Origin of the sequence: Enterobacter sp. EGD-HP1 (assembly GCF_000733275.2) — a bacterium.
Taxonomy (GTDB): domain Bacteria; phylum Pseudomonadota; class Gammaproteobacteria; order Enterobacterales; family Enterobacteriaceae; genus Enterobacter.
In genome coordinates this window covers 50,037-71,766 of the sequence record NZ_AVOP01000037.1, presented here as the reverse complement: position 1 = coordinate 71,766, position 21,730 = coordinate 50,037, and the positions used below count along the sequence as shown (strand labels likewise).

Here is a 21,730-nt window from a genome sequence, read left to right as displayed (position 1 = left end):
CTCGCGGGCATTATTTTTTCTTGTATTGATAAAACTCCGCCAGCGTCATCCCCACCGTCTTATCGGATAACCAGCTAAAGAGCTTTTCTAAATCCTGATACAAGCCTTCAATCGTCGCCTCATCTTTAAACGTGGGGCTTCCGCCAGGCATAAATTCCGACGAATGAAGCATAAACTCCACGTACTCACTTCCCTGAGAGAGGCATTGCTGTGCGACCTGAATCATTTGTGCCGCATTCCCACCGGACGGTCTTAGCCAGTTCACAGAGGGGGAGCGGTATTTACCGCGAAGCCGATCGTAACCCTGTTTGATCGTGTTCAACCAGGCCGGGTGTTTATACTGAATGCTCATCGGCACTTCGAGTAATGGGCTATTGCCCGCCCGGGAAATATTATCTAAATCCATAAAATAGGCGTGGTCGGGGAAATGCTGATAATTCGTTCCGCCATTACCCTGCGGGGCGCCTTTCGCATTGCGCCAGTTCACCCGCGGCGTCACGGAACAATCTACCTGATAACCCAGTTCAACGAGCAATTTTGCATAGCGGCTATCAAATGCCCAACGCCCGGCACGGTGGCTTAACATTTTGGTCTGGAATGTCTCTTCCAGCAGGTGGGTCATGAACAACACTTTCTCACGCATAACCTCATCCGAAAACTCAATCAAATAAGGCTGCCAGCGCCAGTCATCTCCTGTGAGATCGTGTTCCGGCGGGCTATTCCATGCGTGAAGGTGCATCCCCACCTCCCCTTGACCGCGGGCGATCACGTCCCTGGCGAATTCAATGAAAATGGGTTCGATCGCCATCTCGTAATTGGTCAGCCACACGGGCTTAAAGCCGAAACGCTCACAAAGCGTCTGGAACCGCGCCAGATAGCGCGCGTTTTCCGTTTTAATGGCGCGGTGATTTTGCCAGAGATTATCGCCCTCAGTATCAATTGTGATGATAAACGCTGGTTTGTTCATAATGAGTCCGCAAGACAGGAAAGTTAGCGCTATGTTACGCACTCTCCAAAGCATGAGTAAACCCTTCCTGGGAAATTACTGAGATTATGGAGAAAGAGTGCAAGTCGCTATCAGGTCTATTAGAATTGCCATCAGTACAACGCCGATAAGATGATGATGAATAACTTACCTGACACACCTGATTTGCGCATTTTACTTATCAAACTCCGCCATCATGGCGACATGTTGCTGACCACTCCCGTCATTGATTCGTTACGTCAAAAATGGCCCCAGGCGCAGATCGATGTCCTGCTGTATGAAGAAACACGCGATATGCTCGCCGCGCATCCGGCGATCGGTACAATTTATGGAATCGATCGTAAATGGAAGCAGCTGGGCACGCTGAAGCATCTTCAAAAAGAGTGGCAGTTGCTGTGTGCGTTAAGAAATCAGCATTATCATCTGGTCATTAACCTGGCCGATCAATGGCGTAGCGCGATCGTAACCCGTTTCACCGGTGCCCCCGTTCGCCTCGGATTCGCATTTAACAAACGCAAAAGTGCATTCTGGCGTTTTTGCCATACCGATCTGGTCTCTGTCGACGGCCATAAATCCCTGCATACGGTCGAACAAAATCTCTCCATTTTGGCGCCATTACCGGTCGCGCCGCAGCCTGCCGTCACCATGGCCTACGCCGCGGAAGACTGGGATTATGCCCGTCAAAGACTGACGCAGTCGGGTGTAGGCGAGCGCTATATCGTGATCCAGCCGACGTCCCGCTGGTTCTTTAAATGCTGGAGCGAAGACAAAATGGCGCAAACCATTACTGCACTGCAGCAGGATGGTCATACGGTTGTGCTCACCGCGGGGCCGGATAAAAAAGAGCTGGCGATGATCGATCGTATTCTCGCTGCTGCACCGAAAACCGGTGTCGTTTCGCTGGCGGGCCAGTTGACGCTGCGTCAACTGGCGTCGCTTATCGATCACGCCTCACTATTTATTGGTGTCGACTCCGTGCCGATGCATATGGCCGCCGCGCTGCAAACGCCCTGTGTGGCATTGTTTGGCCCATCAAAACTGACGTTCTGGTCACCGTGGCAGGTTAAAGGGGAAGTGATCTGGGCCGGCGATTACGGCCCGCTCCCCGATCCGGATGCCGTTGATACCAAAACGAAAGAGCGCTATCTCGACGCCATTCCCGTTGATGCTGTCGTCTCCGCCGCAAGGAGATATCTGTCATGAAACACCATCGTCTGGCCATTGTTCGCCAAAAGTATCGTCCTGATGGCGGAGCGGAACGCTTCGTTTCGCGTGCTCTCACCGCGCTGAGCAATCAGAACCTTGAACTCAACGTCATCACCCGCGAATGGCAGGGCGAGAAGCAGGACGACTGGCATATCCATATTTGTGACCCGCGCAAATGGGGGCGAATTAGCCGCGAACGCGGGTTTGCCCATGCTGCCCGTGCGCTCTGGCAACAACAGCAGTTTGATATTGTGCAAAGCCACGAGCGTATTCCGGGCTGTGACATTTACCGCGCTGGCGATGGCGTCCATCAACGCTGGCTGCTGCAGCGCGCGCGCATTCTGCCCACCTGGCGCGCGAAAATGTTGATGCTCGACCGTTATCACCGCTACGTGATGCATGCCGAACGTGAAATGTACCAGGCGCCCGAGTTAAAAGCGGTGATTTGTAATGCGGAGATGATCAAACGCGAAATCGTTGAAGACTTTGATATTGACGCAAAAAAAATACATGTGATTTATAATTCAATAGACTCCGCCCGCTTCGTTCCGGCTGAAGAGTCGCAGCGTTTTGCACTACGCCAGCAGTTTGGCTTGCCAACCGATGCCGTAATATTCTGCTTCGTAGGCTCAGGGTTTGAACGAAAAGGATTGACCAGCGCCATACGCGCTATCGCGGGAACATCAGCCTGGCTGATTGTCGTTGGACAAGATAAAGCAGAAAGCCGTTATCGCGACCTCGCCCGTTCGTTAGGCTGCGAGGGGCAAATCCGTTTCCTGGGGGTGCAAAAAGAAACTCTGCCTTTTTATCAGCTATCCGATGGTTTACTGTTGCCAACGCTGTATGATCCCTTTCCTAACGTCATTCTTGAAGCGATGGCCTGCGGCTTGCCCGTCATTACTTCAGAAAGTTGCGGTGGTGCAGAATTTATTCAACAAGGCCAGAACGGATTTTACTGTGACGCACTTGATATCAGTACATTGAAGGAAGCGGTAGCAGCCATCCCTTCTCTGGAAAAAAATAACAATATGGGACGAGCGGCACGTGAACGTGTAAAAGACGCCACGCCTGAAAAACTGTCAAGTCAGCTTATTTCGCTTTATCAAAAATTACTGGATTAAAAATGCGCATCCTAATGATTATTGATGGTTTACCCGGTGGAGGAGCTGAAAAAACGGTTCTTACACTCTCCCGTGGGTTAATAGAAATGGGGCATCAGGTCTCTCTATTCTCTCTGCGGAAAGTGTGCGACTACGCCATCCCGGAAGGCATCGATTATCAGGTTGTTCAGGACACATGTAAAAAACCGTGGCGAAAGCTGACGGAGATCCCACGCCGCGCCCGCCTGCTGGATCAGGCGATTGAACGGGCTGAGCGCAGCGGCAAATTTGATGTGGTTTTCTCTCATTTGCACAAAACAGATCGCATTGTGGCGCACTGCCGCGCGCTGGAACGTGACAAAGTCTGGTTCTGCGTGCACGGCATGTTCTCGTTCTCCTATCTTCGCCATCGCCGCGGACTTTCACGCTGGTTTAAACACCTTAAAATTCGTCATACCTACGAAAACCGTAACGTTGTCGCCGTCTCAGGCGCCGTGTTGAAAGATCTTTCCGAGACGCTGGCACTCAATCTTCGACGCAAAGCGGTTATCCATAATCCTTTCGATATTCCTGAAATTCAGCGTCTGGCGGATGCTCCCTTCGAGATGCAGGGCAAGGATTACATCATTCATGTTGGCCGCTTCCATGAGCACAAACGCCACGACCGCCTTTTACGTGCGTTCGCCCTGAGTAAAATTGACACAACGCTGGTCATGATGGGCAATGGTTCGGAAGCGCAAATTCAAAAACTCAAGCAGCTGGCTGTCGAGCTGGGGATTGAAAACAAAACGGTTTTCCGCCCGTTCGATTCCAATCCCTATCCCTGGATTAAAGGGGCACGGCTTTTAGTGTTAAGTTCTGACTGCGAAGGTTTTGGTAATGTGCTGGTCGAAGCCATTATCTGCCAGACGCCACCGGTCAGTACAAATTGCCCCGGTGGCCCCGCCGAAATCCTTACCGGACCCTTAGCGCGCGGGCTGGCAGAGTTAAATGACGCGTCACTGGCAAAAACGCTGGCGGAGATTTATACCGCCCCGCCGGTCGTTGGCGATGCAACCATCGCGTCGTTTGGTATCAGTGCCATTTGCCAGCAATATATTGCTCTGGTCGACAATCAAAAATAATCAGGTTTCTTATGCAAAATTCAGCCCCATTGTTGAGCGTGGTGGTTGCCGTTTATAACGGTGAAGCTTTCCTGGATCAGTTCTTTACCTGCCTTGTGAATCAACGCATCGACAGCATGGAAGTCATCATTGTCAATGATGGCTCTACTGACCGCTCGATGGAGATCGTCGAAAACTGGCGAGAAAAACTGCCGCAGCTGCAGGTTATAGAACAGCAAAACCAGGGCGTATCCATCGCGCGTAACACCGGTCTGGCCGTTGCGACGGGTCAATATCTCTCTTTCCCGGATATTGATGATGTCTTTAAACCCGGCATGTACCAGCGCCTGCTGGATATGGCCGTCACGCAGGATCTGGATGTCGCCACCTGTAACGGGAACTACGTCTGGGAGAACAACAAGAAACCCTCACGCCCGATCTTCCCTGAAGACAAGCTGGCTTCGACAGGGGTCATGGCTGGCCCGGCGTGGTTAAAAATGGCGCTGGATTCGCGTAAATTCCTTCACGTCACCTGGTTGAACATCTACCGCCACGACTTTATCCGTAAACACAGTTTCCATTTCGAACCCGGCCTGCGCCATCAGGATATCCCGTGGACCACCGAAGTGCTGCTCGCAGCAGAGCGGGTTCAGTACACCAGCGAGCGTTATTACGACTACTATATTCACTCTGCATCGGTGTCCCATATGCCGGACAATGACGACACGCTGATTCGCTCCGCGCGTCACTACATGAAAATCCTGCAGCTGCTCGATGCCATCAATCAGCGTTACCCGGATAAAGTGAAAGGGATCCCTGCCTGCCACTGGCAAATTGCCAAAGAGGGGCTGGGAATTATTCACACCTTCGACAACATGAAGGATGAGAAGAAGAAATCAATGATTATCAAAGAGTTCTTCGAAACAGGCATCTGGAAACTCATCTGGAAAAGTGCAAAAAGTCCGCGTCTGCGCTGGCGGCTGGGTCGACGTTATTTCCGTTTGAAACGGTATCTGGCATAAGAGATAGCTTTACCTGGCCTAAATGCTTAGAATTTGCCCGCCGAAACTAAAAAAACGGATAATCGCTTGGAATTGTTGTATACCGCTCTGCTCTACATCATTCAGCCACTGGTGTGGCTGAGACTGTTGCTTCGTAGCCGGAAAGCGCCTGCGTATCGTAAACGCTGGGCTGAACGCTATGGCTTCTGCCGCAATAAAGTCACACCGGACGGTATTTTGCTGCATTCCGTTTCTGTCGGTGAAACGCTGGCGGCGATCCCGCTGGTTCGCGCCCTGCGTCACCGCTATCCGTCGCTGCCCATCACCGTCACGACGATGACGCCGACCGGCTCTGAGCGCGCGTTATCCGCTTTCGGCAAAGACGTGCAGCACGTCTATCTGCCTTACGATCTGCCCTGCGCCATGAATCGTTTCCTCAACACCGTGCGCCCGAAGCTGGTAATCGTGATGGAAACCGAACTGTGGCCGAACATGATTTCCGCCCTGCACGCCCGTAAAATTCCGCTGGTCATTGCCAACGCCCGCCTGTCAGAGCGCTCGGCGAAAGGTTACGGCAAGCTGGGTAAATTTATGCGCCGCCTGCTCAGCAAGATCACGCTGATTGCCGCGCAGAACGAAGAGGACGCGGCGCGCTTCATCGCACTGGGTCTGAAACGCAATCAGCTTGCGGTAACGGGGAGCCTGAAATTTGATATTTCCGTTACCCCTGAGCTCGCCGCCCGTGCGATCACACTGCGTCGCCAGTGGGCCCCGCGTCGTCAGGTCTGGATTGCAACCAGTACGCATGATGGCGAAGAAGAGATCATCCTGCAGGCTCACCGTAAGCTGCTGGAAAAATTCCCTGATTTACTGCTGATCCTCGTGCCTCGCCATCCGGAGCGTTTTAAAGATGCCCGTGAAATGGTCCAGAAAGGCGGCTTCAGCTTCACGCTGCGCAGCAGCGGCGAAATCCCTTCTGGCAGCACCCAGGTGGTGATTGGCGATACGATGGGCGAGCTGATGCTGCTCTACGGCATTGCTGACCTCGCGTTTGTCGGTGGCAGTCTGGTCGAGCGCGGCGGTCATAACCCGCTGGAGCCAGCAGCCCACGCCATTCCGGTGCTGATGGGGCCGCACACGTTTAACTTCAAAGATATCTGTGCAAAATTACAGCAGGCCGATGGTTTAATTACCGTGACCGATGCAGATTCAGTGGTCAAAGAGGTATCGACCCTTCTGACGGACGAAGATTATCGCCTGTGGTACGGGCGTCATGCCGTCGAAGTGCTGCACCAGAACCAGGGCGCACTGACCCGACTGCTGCAGCTTCTGCAACCTTATCTGCCCCAGCGGAGCCACTAATGTCAACGCGTCTGTCGGTCGTAATGATCGCCAAAAACGCCGCCGACCTCCTTCCGGATTGCCTGGCGTCGGTTGCCTGGGCTGACGAGATAGTCATTCTTGATTCCGGAAGTACGGACAACACCGTGGACGTCGCCCGGGCAGCGGGTGCAAAAGTCTTTACCGATACAGACTGGCAAGGCTATGGCATCCAGCGCCAGCGCGCGCAGGGGTATGCCACCGGTGATTATGTCCTGATGCTCGACACCGACGAGCGCATTACGCCGGAGCTTCAGCAGGCCATTCAGGCGGTGCTTGCCTCGCCCCAGCCTGGCGCCGTATACAGCATTGCTCGCCGCAACTACTTCCTTGGCCGTTTTATGCGCCACAGCGGCTGGTATCCTGACCGCGTGATGCGCCTCTACGAGCGCGAGCGGTATCAGTACAACGACAATCTGGTCCATGAATCCCTGAGCTGCAATAGCGCCCAGGTCATCCCCCTGACGGGCGATTTGCTGCACCTGACCTGCCGTGATTTTGCGAGCTTCCAGCGTAAACAGCTCAACTATGCCACCGCATGGGCGCAGGAGCGTCACCAGCGCGGCAAGAAGGCCTCGCTGACGGGTATCTTCACCCATACGCTGGGCGCGTTCCTGAAAACGCTGCTGCTGCGTGGTGGCGTACTGGACGGTAAGCAGGGCTGGTTACTCGCGGTAGTGAATGCCCAGTATACTTTCAACAAATACACCCAGCTGTGGGCGCTCTGCCGCGGCTACTCAGAGAAAACGTGAGCCATGAGCACAAAAGCGATTTATCCGGGTACCTTCGATCCGATCACCAACGGTCATCTTGATATCATCACCCGTGCGGCGTGCATGTTCGACAAGGTGATCCTGGCCATTGCCGCCAGCCCCAGCAAAAAGCCGATGTTTGACCTCAACGAGCGCGTACAGCTCGCCACCGATGCCATTTCGCACCTGCCGAATGTTGAGGTGGTCGGGTTTAGCGACCTGATGGCTAACTTCGCCCGCGCTCAGCAGGCCAATATTCTGATCCGTGGTTTACGCGCTGTGGCAGACTTCGAGTATGAGATGCAGCTGGCGCACATGAACCGCCACCTGATGCCGGAGCTGGAGAGCGTGTTCCTGATGCCCTCCAAAGAGTGGTCGTTTATCTCGTCCACGCTGGTAAAAGAGGTGGCGCGTCATCACGGGGACGTTACCCATTTCCTGCCGGTTAACGTCCACCAGGCGTTGATGGAAAAGCTAAAGTAGCCCTATTTCTGGCACTGACGGCAGTAGAACGTGGCGCGCTGGGCGTGCTTCGTGGCAATAACTGGCGTGCCGCAGACTCTGCACGGTTCGCCCTTACGGCCATACACCTGAAGCTCCTGGGCAAAATAGCCCGGCTTGCCGTCACTTTGCAGGAAGTCCTTCAGCGTTGTCCCGCCCTGCTCAATCGAGCGAAGTAATACAGCTTTAATCACCCGAACCAGCAGCTCACACTCCTGCGCAGACAGCGAAGAGGCTAGCCGATCGGGATGGATCCCGGCGGCAAACAGCGATTCGCTGGCATAAATATTCCCCACGCCGACCACCAGCTTGTTATCCATCAGCCAGGGCTTAATCGGGCTTTTCTTCTTCGCGCACTTCGCCTTAAGATATTCCGCGTTAAACGCGTCTGAAAGCGGCTCCGGGCCCAAATGCGCCAGCACGTTATGTCCTTCCAGCTCCTTCGTCCACAGCCACGCGCCAAAGCGCCGTGGGTCAGTGTAACGGAGCACTTTGCCGTTGCTCATCACCAGATCGACGTGGTCGTGCTTTTCAGCAGGCAGCTCTTCGGTAAGAATGCGCAGGCTCCCGGACATCCCCAGGTGGATAATGATCCAGCCGTCGGGCAGTTCCAGCAGCAGGTATTTCGCGCGGCGCTGCACGCTAAGGACGGGTTGATCGCTCAGGGCATGGATCTCATCGGACACCGGCCAGCGCAGACGTCCGTTACGGACCACCGCGTGAAGAATCGTCGCGCCGACCAGATGGGGCTCAATGCCGCGACGGCTGGTTTCTACCTCAGGTAATTCAGGCATGGTTCCTCCGTTGAGATACAGAATGCAAAAAACCCCGCAGTTGCGGGGTTTTTCGATACAAGGAGACTAAAATTATTTGATTTTAGCTTCTTTGTACAGTACGTGCTGGCGTACAACTGGATCGAACTTTTTCAGTTCCAGTTTTTCCGGCTTAGTACGTTTGTTCTTCGTGGTGGTGTAGAAGTGACCTGTACCAGCAGAAGAAACCAGCTTGATTTTCTCGCGAATACCTTTAGCCATGATTTATTTCCTCTTTAAGTACTTAGTACTTTTCGCCACGGGCACGCAGTTCTGACAGAACTGTATCGATGCCTTTCTTATCGATTACACGCATACCTTTAGCAGATACGCGCAGGGTGACAAAACGCTTCTCGCTCTCAACCCAGAAACGGTGAGAGTGCAGGTTCGGCAGGAAACGGCGTTTAGTCGCGTTCAGTGCGTGGGAACGGTTGTTACCGGTCACCGGACGCTTGCCAGTAACTTGGCAGACTCGGGACATGTCTATTCTCCAAAAATCAAATTAGCTCGAGCTTCGTATGGGGTATCGGCGCCTCGTCAGGCTTTACAGCCCGGTCATCGCATAGTTCTAAGTGAACTCTCGATTGCCAGGCCCAAATGCCAAACCCGAGATTCTCAAAGGTGGCGTAGTATACGCTGACTCGGCGGTGTGCTCAAGTCCCGAACAGACAAAGATCCCGATGGATCGCGAGAAATAGCCTAAATCCAGCCATGTTCTGCGAAAGAAATGTACTCACCGCGGCCAATTATCAAATGGTCCAGCACACGAATGTCCATGAATTGACAGCATTTGATAATGCGTTCGGTGATTTCTTTGTCCGCTCTGCTCGGTTCTGCACAGCCAGAGGGGTGATTATGCGCGAGGATCACGCCCGCTGCATTCACTTTTATCGCTTCCCGCACAATTTCACGCGGATGCACCTCAACGTGGCTCAACGTCCCCGCAAAGAGACAGCTATGTTTCAGCACCCGATTTCTGTTATCGACAAAGATCACCATAAAGATCTCGCGTTCGATATCGGTTAACTGGCTTTGCAGGAATTCGCGCGTCATCGCGGGCGTCAGGATCGGATCCTCCTTCTCCATGCGGACGTTGTAAAAACGGCGGGCGAGTTCAGCAATGCCTCTCAGCTGAGCATATTTCGCCACGCCAATCCCCTCAACGTGCTTAAACTGCGCCAGATCGGCGGTCAGTAAACCGTACAGCGAACCGAAATGTGCTATCAGCTCTTTTGCCAGCGTAAATACCGTTTTTCCGGGCGTGCCGGTACGTAAAAAGAGCGCCAGCAGTTCATCGTCTTTTAACAGGGTGACGCCATAGCGCAGCAGTTTTTCGCGCGGCAGCAGCTGCTCATCCTCTTCTTCCATGCTCTTTCTCCCTTTTTTAACCTCATGCTGCCACAGGCTAATTCGTCGCTCGACGGCCACATTGCGTTCTTGCGTAGCGCCTCGCAAAGCGGTCGAAGGACAAAATCACCCCGCTTTGGGGATTGTGATAAAATGCCCGCACTCTGGTGAAACCCAACAGGAAAGAATCATGATGAGCCTGGCCGGTAAAAAAATCGTTCTTGGCGTGAGCGGCGGTATTGCCGCCTATAAAGCGCCGGAGCTGGTGCGTCGTCTGCGCGAGCGCGGGGCAGATGTACGGGTCGCGATAACGGAAGGCGGTAAAGCCTTTATCACCCCTCTGAGCCTGCAGGCGGTTTCAGGTTACCCGGTATCTGACAGCCTGCTCGATCCCGCAGCTGAAGCCGCGATGGGCCACATTGAGCTGGGTAAGTGGGCAGACCTGGTTATTCTTGCCCCTGCAACGGCAGATTTAATCGCTCGGGTGGCGGCAGGTATGGCAAACGACCTGGTCTCTACCATTTGTCTGGCTACGCCTGCGCCTGTTGCCGTCGTTCCTGCCATGAACCAGCAGATGTACCGTAACGCCGCCACCCAGCACAACCTGGAGACGCTGGCCTCGCGTGGCCTGCTTATCTGGGGTCCGGACAGCGGCAGCCAGGCCTGCGGCGATGTTGGCCCGGGTCGCATGCTCGATCCGCTGACGATTGTTGATATGGCCGCAGCCCATTTTTCGCCTGTCAACGATCTGCAACATCTCAACATCATGATTACCGCGGGCCCCACGCGCGAGCCGCTGGATCCGGTGCGCTACATCACCAACCACAGCTCCGGCAAAATGGGCTTTGCGATTGCCGCCGCCGCCGCAAAGCGTGGTGCGCACGTCACGCTGGTGAGCGGCCCGGTATCGCTGCCTACCCCTGCGTTTGTGAAGCGAATTGACGTTACCACCGCGCTGGAGATGGAAGCCGCCGTTCAGGCCCATGCGCAAAGCCAGCAGATTTTTATCGGTTGTGCGGCCGTGGCTGACTATCGAGCCGAGACCATCGCCGAGTCTAAAATCAAAAAGCAAGGCGATGAATTAACACTAAAAATGGTGAAAAACCCGGACATCGTTGCCGGTGTCGCCGCATTAAAAAGCCATCGTCCTTACGTTGTTGGGTTTGCCGCAGAAACGAATAATGTGGAAGAATATGCCCGGCAAAAACGTACCCGCAAAAACCTCGATTTAATTTGCGCGAACGACGTATCGCTGGCCACGCAAGGATTTAACAGCGACAGCAACGCACTGCACCTTTTCTGGCAGGATGGAGATAAAATCTTACCGCTTGAGCGCAAGGAACTCCTGGGCCAACAATTACTGGACGAGATCGTTACCCGTTATGATGAAAAAAATCGACGTTAAGATTCTGGACCCGCGTGTTGGCGAGCAATTCCCGCTGCCAACCTATGCCACCTCCGGCTCTGCTGGACTTGACCTGCGCGCCTGTCTCGATGACGCCGTAGAACTGGCTCCGGGTGCCACTACCCTGGTTCCAACGGGCCTGGCAATTCACATTGCTGACCCGTCGCTTGCAGCGGTGATCCTGCCGCGCTCCGGCCTGGGCCATAAGCACGGCGTTGTGCTGGGTAATCTGGTCGGCCTGATCGACTCCGACTATCAGGGGCAGCTGATGGTATCCGTCTGGAACCGTGGTCAGGACAGCTTCACCATTGAACCGGGCGAACGTATCGCACAAATGGTCTTTGTACCGGTGGTTCAGGCAGAATTTAACCTGGTGGCAGACTTTGATGCCACCGACCGTGGCGAAGGCGGCTTCGGCCATTCCGGGCGCAAATAACGGCCCGAAAGATACGTATCTCACAGCGTCATAATGCAATAACAAACCGCAAACGCCAGTTTGCGGTCGCTGTGTGGATGCCAGCCTGGCAAGTGCTTATTTTCAGGGGTATTTTGTAACATGGCAGAAAAACAAACCGCGAAAAGGAATCGTCGCGAAGAAATACTTCAGTCTCTGGCTCTGATGCTTGAATCCAGCGATGGCAGTCAACGCATCACCACCGCTAAACTGGCCGCCTCTGTAGGCGTGTCTGAGGCGGCGCTGTACCGTCATTTTCCGAGCAAAACCCGGATGTTCGACAGCCTGATCGAATTTATCGAAGACAGCCTGATCACGCGCATCAACCTGATTCTGAAAGACGAAAAAGACACCACCGCGCGTCTGCGTCTGATTGTGCTGTTAATCCTGGGCTTCGGTGAACGCAATCCGGGCTTAACCCGTATCCTCACCGGCCACGCGCTGATGTTTGAACAGGACAGACTGCAGGGCCGCATTAACCAGCTTTTCGAACGTATTGAAGCGCAGCTGCGCCAGGTACTGCGCGAAAAGAAAATGCGTGAAGGCGAAGGTTACAGCATTGATGAAACGCTGCTGGCGAGCCAGATTCTGGCGTTTTGTGAAGGGATGCTCTCCCGCTTTGTGCGCAGCGAATTCAAATACCGTCCAACGGACGATTTTGACGCCCGCTGGCCGTTAGTGGCTGCTCAGTTGCAGTAATCCGTAAGCCCGGTAAGCGTCGTGCCGCCGGGCAATTTAACTACACCCCGAACTCTTCCCGATACGCACGTACCGCCGCCAGATGGTCCGCCATCTCAGGCTTCTCTTCCAGATACGCAATCAGGTCTTTCAGGGTGATGATGGAAGTCACTTTGCAGGCATAATCACGCTCCACTTCCTGAATAGCGGAAATGTCGCCGCGACCACGCTCCTGACGATCCAGAGAAATCAGCACGCCAGCCAGCGTCGCGCCGTTGGCCTGAATAATCTCCATCGATTCGCGGATCGCCGTACCTGCGGTGATCACATCGTCGACCAGCATGACGCGGCCCTGCAGCGCGCTGCCGACCAGATTCCCGCCTTCACCGTGGGTTTTAGTCTCTTTGCGGTTAAAGCAGTACGGCACGTCGCGGTCATGGTGTTCCGCCAGCGCCACCGCGGTGGTGGTCGCAATCGGAATCCCTTTATAAGCCGGGCCAAACAGCAGATCAAAATCAATCCCGGAATCCACCAGCGCTTCGGCATAGAAACGGCCTAACAGTGCCAGATCGCGCCCGGTATTAAACAGCCCGGCGTTGAAGAAATAGGGACTCTTACGCCCGGATTTCAGCGTAAATTCGCCAAACTTAAGTACCTGCTTGTTAAGCGCAAACTCAATAAACTGGCGCTGATACGATTTCATGGATTTGCTCCTTTGGTTTTTCTGTCTTACAGGCAAAAAAAAGGCGACTCATTGGTCGCCTTTAAAATCAATTTTCTAACGCCGCTTTCTGCGTCGCTACAATGGATTCGATTCCCCCTCGGGCCAACGCCAACAGGGAGAGAAGCTCTTCGTGAGTGAACGGCTCGCCTTCTGCCGTACCCTGTACTTCAATGATGCGGCCATCTTCGGTCATCACCACGTTCATGTCGGTTTCGGCTGCGGAATCTTCAACGTATTCCAGATCGCAAAGTGCTTCACCGTTAACGATACCCACGGAAACCGCCGCAACCATGCCTTTCATTGGGTTGGTTTTCAGCTTACCGGCCGCAACCAGCTTATTCAGGGCATCGGCCAGCGCCACGCAGGCACCGGTAATGGACGCCGTACGCGTACCGCCGTCTGCCTGAATCACGTCGCAGTCCAGCGTGATGGTGAATTCGCCGAGGATTTTCAGGTCAACGGCGGCGCGCAGCGCACGCGCGATCAGGCGCTGAATCTCCATGGTACGACCGCCCTGCTTACCCTTTGCCGCTTCGCGGGCATTACGGGTATGGGTCGCACGCGGCAACATGCCATACTCAGCGGTGATCCAGCCCTGGCCCTGACCTTTCAGGAAGCGCGGAACGCCTTCTTCGATGGAGGCGGTGCACAGCACTTTAGTGTCACCAAACTCAACCAGCACGGAGCCTTCAGCGTGTTTTGTATAGTTACGGGTCAGGGTGACGGGACGCACCTGGTTGGCGCTACGACCTGATGGACGCATGATGGATTCTCCGGCTTGAAACGAATGTGGCTGCGCATTATACGGATAAAGGACGCTTATTCCTATCCTGAGAAGCCCCCGAAAGCTATAATCCCCCCATCTCTCCTTTAAAAACGGGAATGTCTATGATCCGCAGTATGACCGCCTACGCCCGGCGTGAAATCAAGGGTAGCTGGGGCAGCGCCACATGGGAAATGCGCTCAGTAAACCAGCGTTACCTGGAAACGTATTTCCGTATGCCGGAGCAGTTCCGCAGCCTTGAGCCTGTCGTACGTGAACGCATCCGTACGCGCCTGACGCGCGGGAAAGTGGAATGCAACCTGCGCTTTGAGCCCGATGCCAGCGCACAGGGTGAGCTCATCCTCAACGAAAAACTGGCGAAACAGCTCGTGAATGCGGCGAACTGGGTCAAAATGCAGAGCGATGAAGGCGAAATCAACCCGGTTGATATTCTGCGCTGGCCTGGCGTCATGGCCGCCGGTGAGCAGGATCTGGACGCCATTGCCGCTGAAATCCTGGCAGCCCTCGACGGCACGCTTGACGACTTTATCGTTGCCCGCGAAACCGAAGGTCAGGCGCTGAAAGCGATGATTGAGCAGCGTCTTGAAGGCGTGAGCACCGAAGTAGCCAAAGTCCGCACCCATATGCCAGAAGTGCTGCAATGGCAGCGCGAGCGTCTTGTCGCCAAACTGGAAGAAGCGGAAGTTCAGTTGGAAAACACCCGTCTGGAACAAGAGCTGGTGCTGATGGCGCAGCGTATTGATGTCGCTGAAGAGCTGGACCGTCTGGAAGCGCACGTTAAAGAAACCTACAACATTCTGAAGAAGAAAGAAGCTGTGGGCCGCCGTCTGGACTTTATGATGCAGGAGTTCAACCGCGAGTCGAACACCCTGGCGTCTAAGTCGATCAATGCAGAAGTGACGAATTCAGCGATTGAGCTGAAAGTGCTGATTGAGCAGATGCGCGAGCAGATCCAGAATATCGAGTAATGCCTTTCGGGTGGTGTCGACCGCACCACCCATTACAATTTCTAATCCATATCCACGTCCGTTTTTACGCTTTACCGCCTGTCATCAAGCCAGCCCAACATAACGTGATAAAAATTTATAGGGCAAACTGACTCGCCTTAGAAAATCTCAATCGTGATCGTGCGCACAAATCGCTAACCTCCCCCGCGTTCACACCGGAGGGTATATGCTGCTTCACATCCTTTATCTCATTGGCATCACCGCAGAAGCCATGACCGGCGCGCTTGCCGCCGGACGTCGTCGTATGGACACCTTCGGCGTGATCATTATTGCTACCGCGACCGCGCTGGGCGGCGGTTCCGTGCGGGATATCCTGCTTGGTCATTATCCACTCGGCTGGGTTAAACACCCTGAATACGTGATTATCGTGGCGACGGCTGCTGTATTAACCACCATCGTGGCGCCCGTTATGCCCCATCTTCGCCGCCTGTTCCTGGTGCTTGATGCGCTGGGGCTGATCGTCTTTTCGATCATCGGCGCGCAAATCGCGCTCGATATGGGGGAAGGACCGGTTATCGCCACTATTGCTGCCGTGGTCACGGGCGTATTCGGCGGTGTGCTGCGCGATATGTTCTGCAAACGCATCCCCCTGGTCTTTCAAAAAGAGCTGTATGCCGGCATCTCCTTTGCGGCAGCGGTGCTTTATATCGCGCTGCAGCATTACGTTTCGAACCATGATGTGGTGGTTATCTCCACGCTGCTGTTTGGCTTTACGGCCCGCATGCTGGCGCTGCGTCTGAAGCTCGGGCTACCCGTTTTTCATTACAAACACAGCGCGCACTAGCTTCAGAACCCGTTGATGTGCTGTTCAGCGAGCCATTTCGCCAGCACATCAATCTGAGGCGCGTGCATCCAGTTAACGATTTGTCGCGCTTTCTCCTCGCCCGTTCCCGGCAGGGTTTGCCAGTCCTTTGCGTTGCGCCCGCTCATCTCCTGCCATGATATGTTACCCATCGCCTTCAGCGAAGCCTGCGTCATTGGCACACCCAATGCCATGAGCCAGCGGATAAACGGCTTCTCGCGCACCAGATTAAATCGGTGCCAGAGCGCCAGCCCGCGAGCTGAGGAAAACCCCGGTGTAGACTGCAGCTGCGCCTGAGTTAATAACAGCCATGAAAAGAGATGTTCAAAACGATGCGCCTGCCAGAGGGTCCGCCAGCCTGACTCGCCTAATCCTTCAATATCGAATACCTGCTTTGAGCTGAGCCACGTCAGCCTGGCAAAGAACTGCTCCATACACTCCGGCGAAGCATAGAAGCAGCTAAGAGCATGATAGCGCGGGGCCGGAGGCTCTGGTTTATGTCTGTCCGTCCCGCGCCAGAGCACCTTATCAAACCGGGGGATACCCTGACCGGCCAGGCTGACCTGTATCTGATCCCCCGGGGCAATATCCAGCCTCTGCCAGCGCCCAACCGAGCCCAGACTCACCCGCTGCACCTGTTTATCATCCAGTTGCACGGGTTCCAGCGCTGCTACAACGGAAATTTTGCCCGTTCGCCCCACGGAAAAATGAATATCCCTCACCTCAGCGACCTGGGCTGCAGGAGAATATTTCCACGCGACAACCCAGCTACCTTCTCCCGGTAACCAGCTTTCGCCCGCGGGTTCATCCTGCGAACGCACCACAATGCCATCCGTGGCAAAGGGTAGTGCGGTCACGTGCCAGGCCGCGCGCTGTTTCTCGACGGCATCAACAGATTCGGCGGGAAGCGTGTACCGTGCCGACAGCGTAAAACCGGCCTGGGACAGTTCAGCTAAAGAGGTCTGCATATCTTTCGGTCCGTCCGGCCAGGCCCAGATGAATACGCCGATGTTGCTCAATAGCGCGTTATCCTTTTGCCGCATCATCGTCCCCGCCACCTTTGCGCGAGCGTTCATTCCGCCCATCTGCTGCTGAATGTGGTTGTCACGCAACCAGAAAAGCTCGCCCTGTAAGACGCTATTCGCCAGCGCGCCGGTGAGCTTTTGCGGAACAGTCGGGATTAAACGTACCTTCCCGGTCCAGTCTTCCCCTTTCAGGCCATCACCGCGACTGATAGCCTGGGCTAACTTTCCGTCACGATAGACCAGCGTCACCGCCACACCGTCAACTTTGGGTTGCAGCCACAGATGCTGTCGGGCACGCATCCACTGTCTCAGTTCCTCTTTGCTGGCCACTTTATGTACGCCCGTATGGGCAACAGGGTGTTTTACGCCCCCCGTCAGCGCCGGGAGTTTCTCTTCTGAAGGCTCACTGCCAAAACAGCGCTGCCACTGCGTTAACCGCCCGTGAAGCTGGTCGTAAGCCTCATCGTTGATCTCGCTCACGCCCTGCTTCCAGTAAGCCTCATCCCAGCGTTTGATTTGTGCGCTTAACGACGCCATCTCTTGCTCTGCTTTTGCCTGCGACCACACCGGGCACACCGCCGCGCCATAGCCACACCACAACAGCATTAACCCGCTTATCCATCGCCACATCGCTACCCCTCCTTTGCATTGCAGGAGGTATACCCGGATGCCTGAAACAACGCTAATGGCAACGTTTCACAATGCGAGACGCTATCCGGTATTTCTTTTGGTTGCTGAAAACCCCAGATAAAACCTGAAAACGGCACGCAAAATTCAATAATCCAGGGGAAAAAGTGTGACAAAGGCTACGTCACACAGCGGTGACGTGTATAATAAGCCCGTATGTAGGACTTCTTCGTTAACACATACAAAAGACTCTCATGGCTCAAGGCACGCTTTATATTGTTTCTGCCCCTAGTGGCGCGGGTAAATCCAGCCTTATTCAGGCACTGTTAAAAACCCAACCGTTGTACGACACACAGGTTTCTGTTTCTCACACCACGCGCCAGCCGCGTCCGGGTGAAGTGCACGGTGAACACTATTTCTTTGTGGATCACGACGAATTCAGAGCGATGATCGGCAGAGACGCGTTTCTTGAACACGCTGAAGTATTCGGTAATTACTACGGTACCTCGCGTGAAACCATTGAGCAGGTTCTGGCCACGGGCGTGAATGTGTTCCTGGATATCGACTGGCAGGGCGCACAGCAAATTCGCAAGAAAATGCCTGACTCGCGCAGTATCTTTATTTTACCGCCATCGAAAGATGAGCTCGATCGCCGCCTGCGTGGCCGCGGTCAGGACAGCGAAGAAGTGATCGCAAAGCGAATGGAACAGGCTGTTGCAGAAATGAGCCATTACGCGGAATATGATTACCTTATTGTGAATGATGATTTTGATGCCGCACTGAGCGATCTCAAAACCATTCTTCGTGCAGAACGTCTGCGTATGAGCCGCCAGAAGCAGCGACATGACGCATTAATCACCAAACTGTTGGCAGACTGAACCCACTTTCAGTATCATGCCCAGTCATTTCTTCACCTGTGGAGCATTTTAAGTATGGCACGCGTAACTGTTCAGGACGCTGTAGAGAAAATTGGTAACCGTTTTGACCTGGTGCTGGTCGCCGCGCGTCGCGCTCGTCAGATGCAGGTAGGCGGTAAAGATCCGCTGGTACCGGAAGAAAACGATAAAACCACCGTTATTGCACTTCGCGAAATCGAAGAAGGTCTGATCAACAACCAGATCCTCGACGTGCGTGAGCGCCAGGAGCAGCAAGAGCAGGAAGCCGCAGAACTGCAGGCCGTAACCGCTATTGCTGAAGGTCGTCGTTAATTAAACCTGCGGGTCGCCCTTGTATCTGTTTGAAAGCCTGAATCAACTGATTCAAACCTACCTGCCTGAAGACCAGATTAAGCGTCTTCAGCAGGCGTATCTCGTTGCACGTGACGCTCACGAGGGCCAGACACGTTCAAGCGGTGAACCCTATATCACGCACCCGGTTGCGGTGGCCTGTATTCTGGCCGAGATGAAACTCGACTACGAAACGCTGATGGCCGCTCTGCTGCACGACGTGATCGAAGATACCCCTGCCACCTATCAGGATATGGAACAGCTGTTTGGCAAAAGCGTTGCCGAACTGGTGGAAGGGGTCTCTAAGCTTGATAAGCTGAATTTCCGCGACAAGAAAGAGGCGCAAGCCGAAAACTTCCGCAAGATGATTATGGCGATGGTGCAGGATATCCGCGTCATTCTCATCAAACTCGCTGACCGTACCCACAACATGCGCACGCTGGGCTCACTTCGCCCGGATAAACGTCGCCGCATTGCCCGTGAAACCCTCGAAATCTACAGTCCGCTGGCGCACCGTTTAGGTATTCACCACATTAAAACCGAGCTGGAAGAGCTGGGTTTTGAAGCGTTGTACCCGAACCGCTATCGCGTGATTAAAGAGGTGGTGAAAGCCGCACGCGGTAACCGTAAAGAGATGATTCAAAAGATTCTCTCTGAAATCGAAGGGCGCTTACAGGAAGCGGGGATCCCGTGCCGCGTCAGCGGTCGCGAGAAACACCTGTACTCCATCTACTGCAAAATGGTGCTCAAAGAGCAGCGTTTTCACTCGATCATGGATATCTACGCCTTTCGCGTCATTGTCCATGACTCGGACACCTGCTATCGCGTGCTGGGGCAGATGCACAGCCTCTACAAACCGCGTCCGGGTCGCATGAAAGATTACATCGCCATTCCAAAAGCGAACGGCTATCAATCTTTGCACACCTCGATGATCGGGCCACACGGCGTGCCTGTTGAGGTGCAAATTCGCACCGAAGACATGGACCAGATGGCAGAGATGGGGGTTGCCGCTCACTGGGCGTATAAAGAGCACGGTGGCGAAAGCAGCACGACCGCACAAATCCGCGCCCAGCGCTGGATGCAGAGCCTGCTGGAGCTTCAGCAGAGTGCGGGTAGCTCGTTTGAATTTATCGAGAGCGTTAAATCCGATCTCTTCCCGGATGAGATTTACGTTTTCACCCCAGAAGGTCGCATTGTCGAACTGCCTGCGGGCGCAACGCCGGTCGACTTCGCTTACGCCGTGCATACCGACATCGGGCATGCCTGCGTCGGCGCGCGTGTCGACAGACAACCTTATCCGCTGTCTCAGCCGCTCTCCAGCGGCCAGACGGTAGAAATTATTACCGCGCCGGGCGCACGTCCAAACGCGGCCTGGCTGAACTTTGTCGTGAGCTCCAAAGCACGCGCCAAAATTCGCCAGCTGCTGAAAAACCTCAAGCGTGATGATTCCGTCAGCCTGGGGCGTCGTCTGCTCAACCACGCGTTGGGCGGCAGCCGTAAGCTGGCTGAAATTCCGCAGGAGAACGTCCAGCGCGAGCTGGAGCGCATGAAGCTCGCGTCGCTTGATGATCTGCTGGCAGAGATTGGCCTCGGCAACGCCATGAGCGTGGTGGTGGCGAAGAACCTGCAGCAAGGCGACACGACAGCTGTGCCGGCAACCACGCAAAGCCACGGACACCTGCCGATTAAAGGCGCGGACGGGGTGCTGATCACCTTCGCAAAATGCTGTCGTCCAATTCCTGGCGACCCGATTATTGCGCACGTCAGCCCGGGCAAAGGGCTGGTTATCCACCACGAGTCCTGTCGTAACATTCGCGGCTACCAGAAAGAAGCCGAGAAGTTTATGGCGGTCGAGTGGGATAAAGAGACCGCGCAGGAATTTATCACCGAAATTAAGGTGGATATGTTCAACCACCAGGGTGCCCTGGCGAACCTGACGGCAGCGATCAACACGGCTTCTTCCAACATTCAGAGCCTGAATACGGAAGAAAAAGATGGCCGCGTGTATAGCGCCTTTATTCGTCTGACCGCCCGCGACCGCGTGCATCTGGCGAATATTATGCGCAAGATCCGCGTCATGCCGGACGTGATTAAAGTCACCCGAAACCGAAACTAGGTTTATGAATTCACAACGTTATGCACGTATCTGCGAAATGCTCGCCAGGCGTCAGCCTGACCTGACGGTCTGCATGGAGCAGGTGCATAAACCTCATAACGTCTCTGCTATCGTTCGTACCGCAGATGCCGTCGGTGTGCATGAAGTGCACGCCGTCTGGCCGGATGGCCGCATGCGCAATACGGTCTCGGCGGCGGCAGGCAGCAACAGCTGGGTGTCTGTCAAAAATCATCGCACTATTGGTGAAGCCGTATCACACCTGAAAGGGCGCGGGATGCAGATCCTGGCCACTAACCTGTCCGCTAAAGCCGTAGATTTCCGCGAGATCGACTACACCCGTCCGACCTGCATTTTGATGGGTCAGGAGAAAACCGGGATCACCCGCGAAGCGCTGGATCTGGCAGATCGGGACATCATCATTCCGATGATCGGCATGGTGCAGTCTTTGAACGTCTCCGTGGCGTCCGCACTCATTCTGTATGAAGCGCAGCGTCAGCGTCAGAACGCCGGGATGTACGAGCGCAGCAACAGCATGCTGCCGGAAGATGAACAGCAGCGCCTGCTGTTTGAAGGTGGCTATCCGGTGCTGGCTCGCGTTGCGAAGCAGAAAAAATTGCCTTACCCCCACGTCAACGCGCAGGGCGAAATTGAAGCCGATGCCGAGTGGTGGGCCACCATGCAGTACGCCGGGTAAG

At 54.6% G+C, this 21,730-nt stretch carries 24 protein-coding genes; 16 read left to right on the top strand and 8 right to left on the bottom strand.

All coding sequences use genetic code 11. The annotated features are described in order from the left end of the window. Window positions 1-10: 10 nt before the first annotated feature. Window positions 11-967: a polysaccharide deacetylase family protein gene (locus N037_RS22775; protein ID WP_032643727.1), complete on the bottom strand. Its 957-nt coding sequence runs from the start codon at window positions 965-967 to the stop codon at window positions 11-13. 150 nt (window positions 968-1,117) lie between these two features. On the opposite strand from N037_RS22775, the gene rfaQ reads away from it, so the two are divergent. The 7 genes from rfaQ (at window position 1,118) to coaD (ending at window position 8,010) form a co-directional block, all read left to right on the top strand. Beyond that, window positions 1,118-2,188 carry a putative lipopolysaccharide heptosyltransferase III gene (rfaQ, locus tag N037_RS22770; protein ID WP_023334024.1) on the top strand — a complete coding sequence of 357 codons (1,071 nt, stop codon included), beginning with the start codon at window positions 1,118-1,120 and terminating at the stop codon, window positions 2,186-2,188. After that, complete coding sequence (locus tag N037_RS22765; protein ID WP_032643726.1) at window positions 2,185-3,312, top strand: glycosyltransferase family 4 protein; 1,128 nt, start codon at window positions 2,185-2,187, stop codon at window positions 3,310-3,312. Before rfaQ ends, N037_RS22765 begins: the two co-directional genes overlap by 4 nt. 2 nt (window positions 3,313-3,314) lie before the next feature. After that, the gene (locus N037_RS22760; RefSeq protein ID WP_023334022.1) at window positions 3,315-4,415 is read left to right on the top strand and encodes a glycosyltransferase; all 1,101 of its coding nucleotides are present in this window, start codon (window positions 3,315-3,317) and stop codon (window positions 4,413-4,415) included. Window positions 4,416-4,426: 11 nt separating this feature from the next. After that, on the top strand, window positions 4,427-5,416 hold the full coding sequence (locus tag N037_RS22755) for a glycosyltransferase (RefSeq protein ID WP_032643725.1): 990 nt from the start codon (window positions 4,427-4,429) through the stop codon (window positions 5,414-5,416). A 66-nt stretch (window positions 5,417-5,482) separates the two neighbouring features. After that, the gene (gene waaA, locus N037_RS22750; RefSeq protein ID WP_023334020.1) at window positions 5,483-6,757 is read left to right on the top strand and encodes a lipid IV(A) 3-deoxy-D-manno-octulosonic acid transferase; all 1,275 of its coding nucleotides are present in this window, start codon (window positions 5,483-5,485) and stop codon (window positions 6,755-6,757) included. Then, window positions 6,757-7,527 (top strand): glycosyltransferase family 2 protein, encoded by a 771-nt coding sequence (locus N037_RS22745; protein WP_032643724.1) that lies wholly within the window; start codon window positions 6,757-6,759, stop codon window positions 7,525-7,527. The genes waaA and N037_RS22745 overlap by 1 nt, the downstream gene beginning before the upstream one ends. 3 nt (window positions 7,528-7,530) lie before the next feature. Further along, window positions 7,531-8,010, top strand: a complete 480-nt coding sequence (gene coaD / locus N037_RS22740) for a pantetheine-phosphate adenylyltransferase (RefSeq protein WP_024906627.1) — start codon at window positions 7,531-7,533, stop codon at window positions 8,008-8,010. Window positions 8,011-8,012: 2 nt separating this feature from the next. Here coaD and mutM read toward each other — a convergent pair whose 3' ends face one another. The 4 genes from mutM to radC form a co-directional block, all read right to left on the bottom strand. Beyond that, the gene (gene mutM / locus N037_RS22735; protein WP_032643723.1) at window positions 8,013-8,822 is read right to left on the bottom strand and encodes a bifunctional DNA-formamidopyrimidine glycosylase/DNA-(apurinic or apyrimidinic site) lyase; all 810 of its coding nucleotides are present in this window, start codon (window positions 8,820-8,822) and stop codon (window positions 8,013-8,015) included. A 72-nt stretch (window positions 8,823-8,894) separates the two neighbouring features. Beyond that, on the bottom strand, window positions 8,895-9,062 hold the full coding sequence (gene rpmG / locus N037_RS22730) for a 50S ribosomal protein L33 (RefSeq protein ID WP_003024094.1): 168 nt from the start codon (window positions 9,060-9,062) through the stop codon (window positions 8,895-8,897). 22 nt (window positions 9,063-9,084) lie between these two features. Further along, the gene (rpmB, locus tag N037_RS22725) at window positions 9,085-9,321 is read right to left on the bottom strand and encodes a 50S ribosomal protein L28 (RefSeq protein ID WP_002436699.1); all 237 of its coding nucleotides are present in this window, start codon (window positions 9,319-9,321) and stop codon (window positions 9,085-9,087) included. Between the two features lie 218 nt (window positions 9,322-9,539). Continuing rightward, window positions 9,540-10,208 (bottom strand): RadC family protein, encoded by a 669-nt coding sequence (gene radC, locus N037_RS22720; RefSeq protein WP_023334017.1) that lies wholly within the window; start codon window positions 10,206-10,208, stop codon window positions 9,540-9,542. A 172-nt stretch (window positions 10,209-10,380) separates the two neighbouring features. Here radC and coaBC point away from each other — a divergent pair, with 172 nt between their 5' ends. The 3 genes from coaBC to slmA all read left to right on the top strand — a co-directional run bounded on the left by coaBC (window position 10,381) and on the right by slmA (window position 12,745). Next, entirely contained in the window at window positions 10,381-11,592 is a 1,212-nt protein-coding gene (gene coaBC, locus N037_RS22715; RefSeq protein WP_155858069.1) for a bifunctional phosphopantothenoylcysteine decarboxylase/phosphopantothenate--cysteine ligase CoaBC, read from the top strand. After that, window positions 11,570-12,028 carry a dUTP diphosphatase gene (gene dut / locus N037_RS22710; RefSeq protein WP_008502691.1) on the top strand — a complete coding sequence of 153 codons (459 nt, stop codon included), beginning with the start codon at window positions 11,570-11,572 and terminating at the stop codon, window positions 12,026-12,028. The genes coaBC and dut overlap by 23 nt, the downstream gene beginning before the upstream one ends. Window positions 12,029-12,148: 120 nt before the next feature. After that, window positions 12,149-12,745, top strand: coding sequence for a nucleoid occlusion factor SlmA (slmA, locus tag N037_RS22705; protein ID WP_008502690.1), 597 nt, complete (start codon window positions 12,149-12,151; stop codon window positions 12,743-12,745). A 40-nt stretch (window positions 12,746-12,785) separates the two neighbouring features. Here slmA and pyrE read toward each other — a convergent pair whose 3' ends face one another. Beyond that, window positions 12,786-13,427: an orotate phosphoribosyltransferase gene (pyrE, locus tag N037_RS22700; protein WP_032643722.1), complete on the bottom strand. Its 642-nt coding sequence runs from the start codon at window positions 13,425-13,427 to the stop codon at window positions 12,786-12,788. 67 nt (window positions 13,428-13,494) lie between these two features. Further along, a complete protein-coding gene (rph, locus tag N037_RS22695) occupies window positions 13,495-14,211 on the bottom strand; it encodes a ribonuclease PH (RefSeq protein WP_032643721.1) in 717 nt (238 codons plus the stop codon). 125 nt (window positions 14,212-14,336) lie between these two features. Between rph and N037_RS22690 the strand changes: the two genes are divergently transcribed. After that, complete coding sequence (locus N037_RS22690; RefSeq protein ID WP_023309886.1) at window positions 14,337-15,200, top strand: YicC/YloC family endoribonuclease; 864 nt, start codon at window positions 14,337-14,339, stop codon at window positions 15,198-15,200. A gap of 205 nt (window positions 15,201-15,405) precedes the next feature. Further along, entirely contained in the window at window positions 15,406-16,023 is a 618-nt protein-coding gene (locus tag N037_RS22685) for a trimeric intracellular cation channel family protein (protein ID WP_023334014.1), read from the top strand. Between the two features lie 2 nt (window positions 16,024-16,025). On the opposite strand, the gene ligB is transcribed toward N037_RS22685, so the two are convergent. Continuing rightward, complete coding sequence (gene ligB / locus N037_RS22680) at window positions 16,026-17,696, bottom strand: NAD-dependent DNA ligase LigB (RefSeq protein ID WP_032643720.1); 1,671 nt, start codon at window positions 17,694-17,696, stop codon at window positions 16,026-16,028. Window positions 17,697-17,947: 251 nt separating this feature from the next. On the opposite strand from ligB, the gene gmk reads away from it, so the two are divergent. From gmk to trmH, 4 genes are read left to right on the top strand one after another with little or no spacing between them, the layout of a single operon-like run. Next, window positions 17,948-18,571, top strand: a complete 624-nt coding sequence (gene gmk, locus N037_RS22675; protein WP_008502674.1) for a guanylate kinase — start codon at window positions 17,948-17,950, stop codon at window positions 18,569-18,571. 54 nt (window positions 18,572-18,625) lie between these two features. Further along, window positions 18,626-18,901, top strand: coding sequence for a DNA-directed RNA polymerase subunit omega (rpoZ, locus tag N037_RS22670; protein WP_000135058.1), 276 nt, complete (start codon window positions 18,626-18,628; stop codon window positions 18,899-18,901). Window positions 18,902-18,920: 19 nt separating this feature from the next. Next, the gene (gene spoT / locus N037_RS22665) at window positions 18,921-21,035 is read left to right on the top strand and encodes a bifunctional GTP diphosphokinase/guanosine-3',5'-bis pyrophosphate 3'-pyrophosphohydrolase (RefSeq protein WP_023309883.1); all 2,115 of its coding nucleotides are present in this window, start codon (window positions 18,921-18,923) and stop codon (window positions 21,033-21,035) included. Window positions 21,036-21,039: 4 nt separating this feature from the next. Next, window positions 21,040-21,729, top strand: coding sequence for a tRNA (guanosine(18)-2'-O)-methyltransferase TrmH (gene trmH / locus N037_RS25005; RefSeq protein ID WP_032643719.1), 690 nt, complete (start codon window positions 21,040-21,042; stop codon window positions 21,727-21,729). The last annotated feature ends 1 nt before the right edge of the window (window position 21,730 follow it).

Excerpts from the sequence above, each read along its gene's own strand:
- gmk (WP_008502674.1), top strand. The coding sequence starts at position 17,948 with ATGGCTCAAGGCACGCTTTATATTGTTTCTGCCCCTAGTGGCGCGGGT.
- dut (WP_008502691.1), top strand. The coding sequence starts at position 11,570 with ATGATGAAAAAAATCGACGTTAAGATTCTGGACCCGCGTGTTGGCGAG.
- N037_RS22745 (WP_032643724.1), top strand. The coding sequence starts at position 6,757 with ATGTCAACGCGTCTGTCGGTCGTAATGATCGCCAAAAACGCCGCCGAC.
- rph (WP_032643721.1), bottom strand. The coding sequence starts at position 14,211 with ATGCGTCCATCAGGTCGTAGCGCCAACCAGGTGCGTCCCGTCACCCTG.
- mutM (WP_032643723.1), bottom strand. The coding sequence starts at position 8,822 with ATGCCTGAATTACCTGAGGTAGAAACCAGCCGTCGCGGCATTGAGCCC.
- N037_RS22765 (WP_032643726.1), top strand. The coding sequence starts at position 2,185 with ATGAAACACCATCGTCTGGCCATTGTTCGCCAAAAGTATCGTCCTGAT.
- coaD (WP_024906627.1), top strand. The coding sequence starts at position 7,531 with ATGAGCACAAAAGCGATTTATCCGGGTACCTTCGATCCGATCACCAAC.
- rpmG (WP_003024094.1), bottom strand. The coding sequence starts at position 9,062 with ATGGCTAAAGGTATTCGCGAGAAAATCAAGCTGGTTTCTTCTGCTGGT.
- N037_RS22755 (WP_032643725.1), top strand. The coding sequence starts at position 4,427 with ATGCAAAATTCAGCCCCATTGTTGAGCGTGGTGGTTGCCGTTTATAAC.
- N037_RS22685 (WP_023334014.1), top strand. The coding sequence starts at position 15,406 with ATGCTGCTTCACATCCTTTATCTCATTGGCATCACCGCAGAAGCCATG.
- slmA (WP_008502690.1), top strand. The coding sequence starts at position 12,149 with ATGGCAGAAAAACAAACCGCGAAAAGGAATCGTCGCGAAGAAATACTT.
- rfaQ (WP_023334024.1), top strand. The coding sequence starts at position 1,118 with ATGATGATGAATAACTTACCTGACACACCTGATTTGCGCATTTTACTT.
- pyrE (WP_032643722.1), bottom strand. The coding sequence starts at position 13,427 with ATGAAATCGTATCAGCGCCAGTTTATTGAGTTTGCGCTTAACAAGCAG.
- rpoZ (WP_000135058.1), top strand. The coding sequence starts at position 18,626 with ATGGCACGCGTAACTGTTCAGGACGCTGTAGAGAAAATTGGTAACCGT.
- rpmB (WP_002436699.1), bottom strand. The coding sequence starts at position 9,321 with ATGTCCCGAGTCTGCCAAGTTACTGGCAAGCGTCCGGTGACCGGTAAC.
- ligB (WP_032643720.1), bottom strand. The coding sequence starts at position 17,696 with ATGTGGCGATGGATAAGCGGGTTAATGCTGTTGTGGTGTGGCTATGGC.
- N037_RS22775 (WP_032643727.1), bottom strand. The coding sequence starts at position 967 with ATGAACAAACCAGCGTTTATCATCACAATTGATACTGAGGGCGATAAT.
- N037_RS22690 (WP_023309886.1), top strand. The coding sequence starts at position 14,337 with ATGATCCGCAGTATGACCGCCTACGCCCGGCGTGAAATCAAGGGTAGC.
- trmH (WP_032643719.1), top strand. The coding sequence starts at position 21,040 with ATGAATTCACAACGTTATGCACGTATCTGCGAAATGCTCGCCAGGCGT.
- coaBC (WP_155858069.1), top strand. The coding sequence starts at position 10,381 with ATGAGCCTGGCCGGTAAAAAAATCGTTCTTGGCGTGAGCGGCGGTATT.
- radC (WP_023334017.1), bottom strand. The coding sequence starts at position 10,208 with ATGGAAGAAGAGGATGAGCAGCTGCTGCCGCGCGAAAAACTGCTGCGC.
- N037_RS22760 (WP_023334022.1), top strand. The coding sequence starts at position 3,315 with ATGCGCATCCTAATGATTATTGATGGTTTACCCGGTGGAGGAGCTGAA.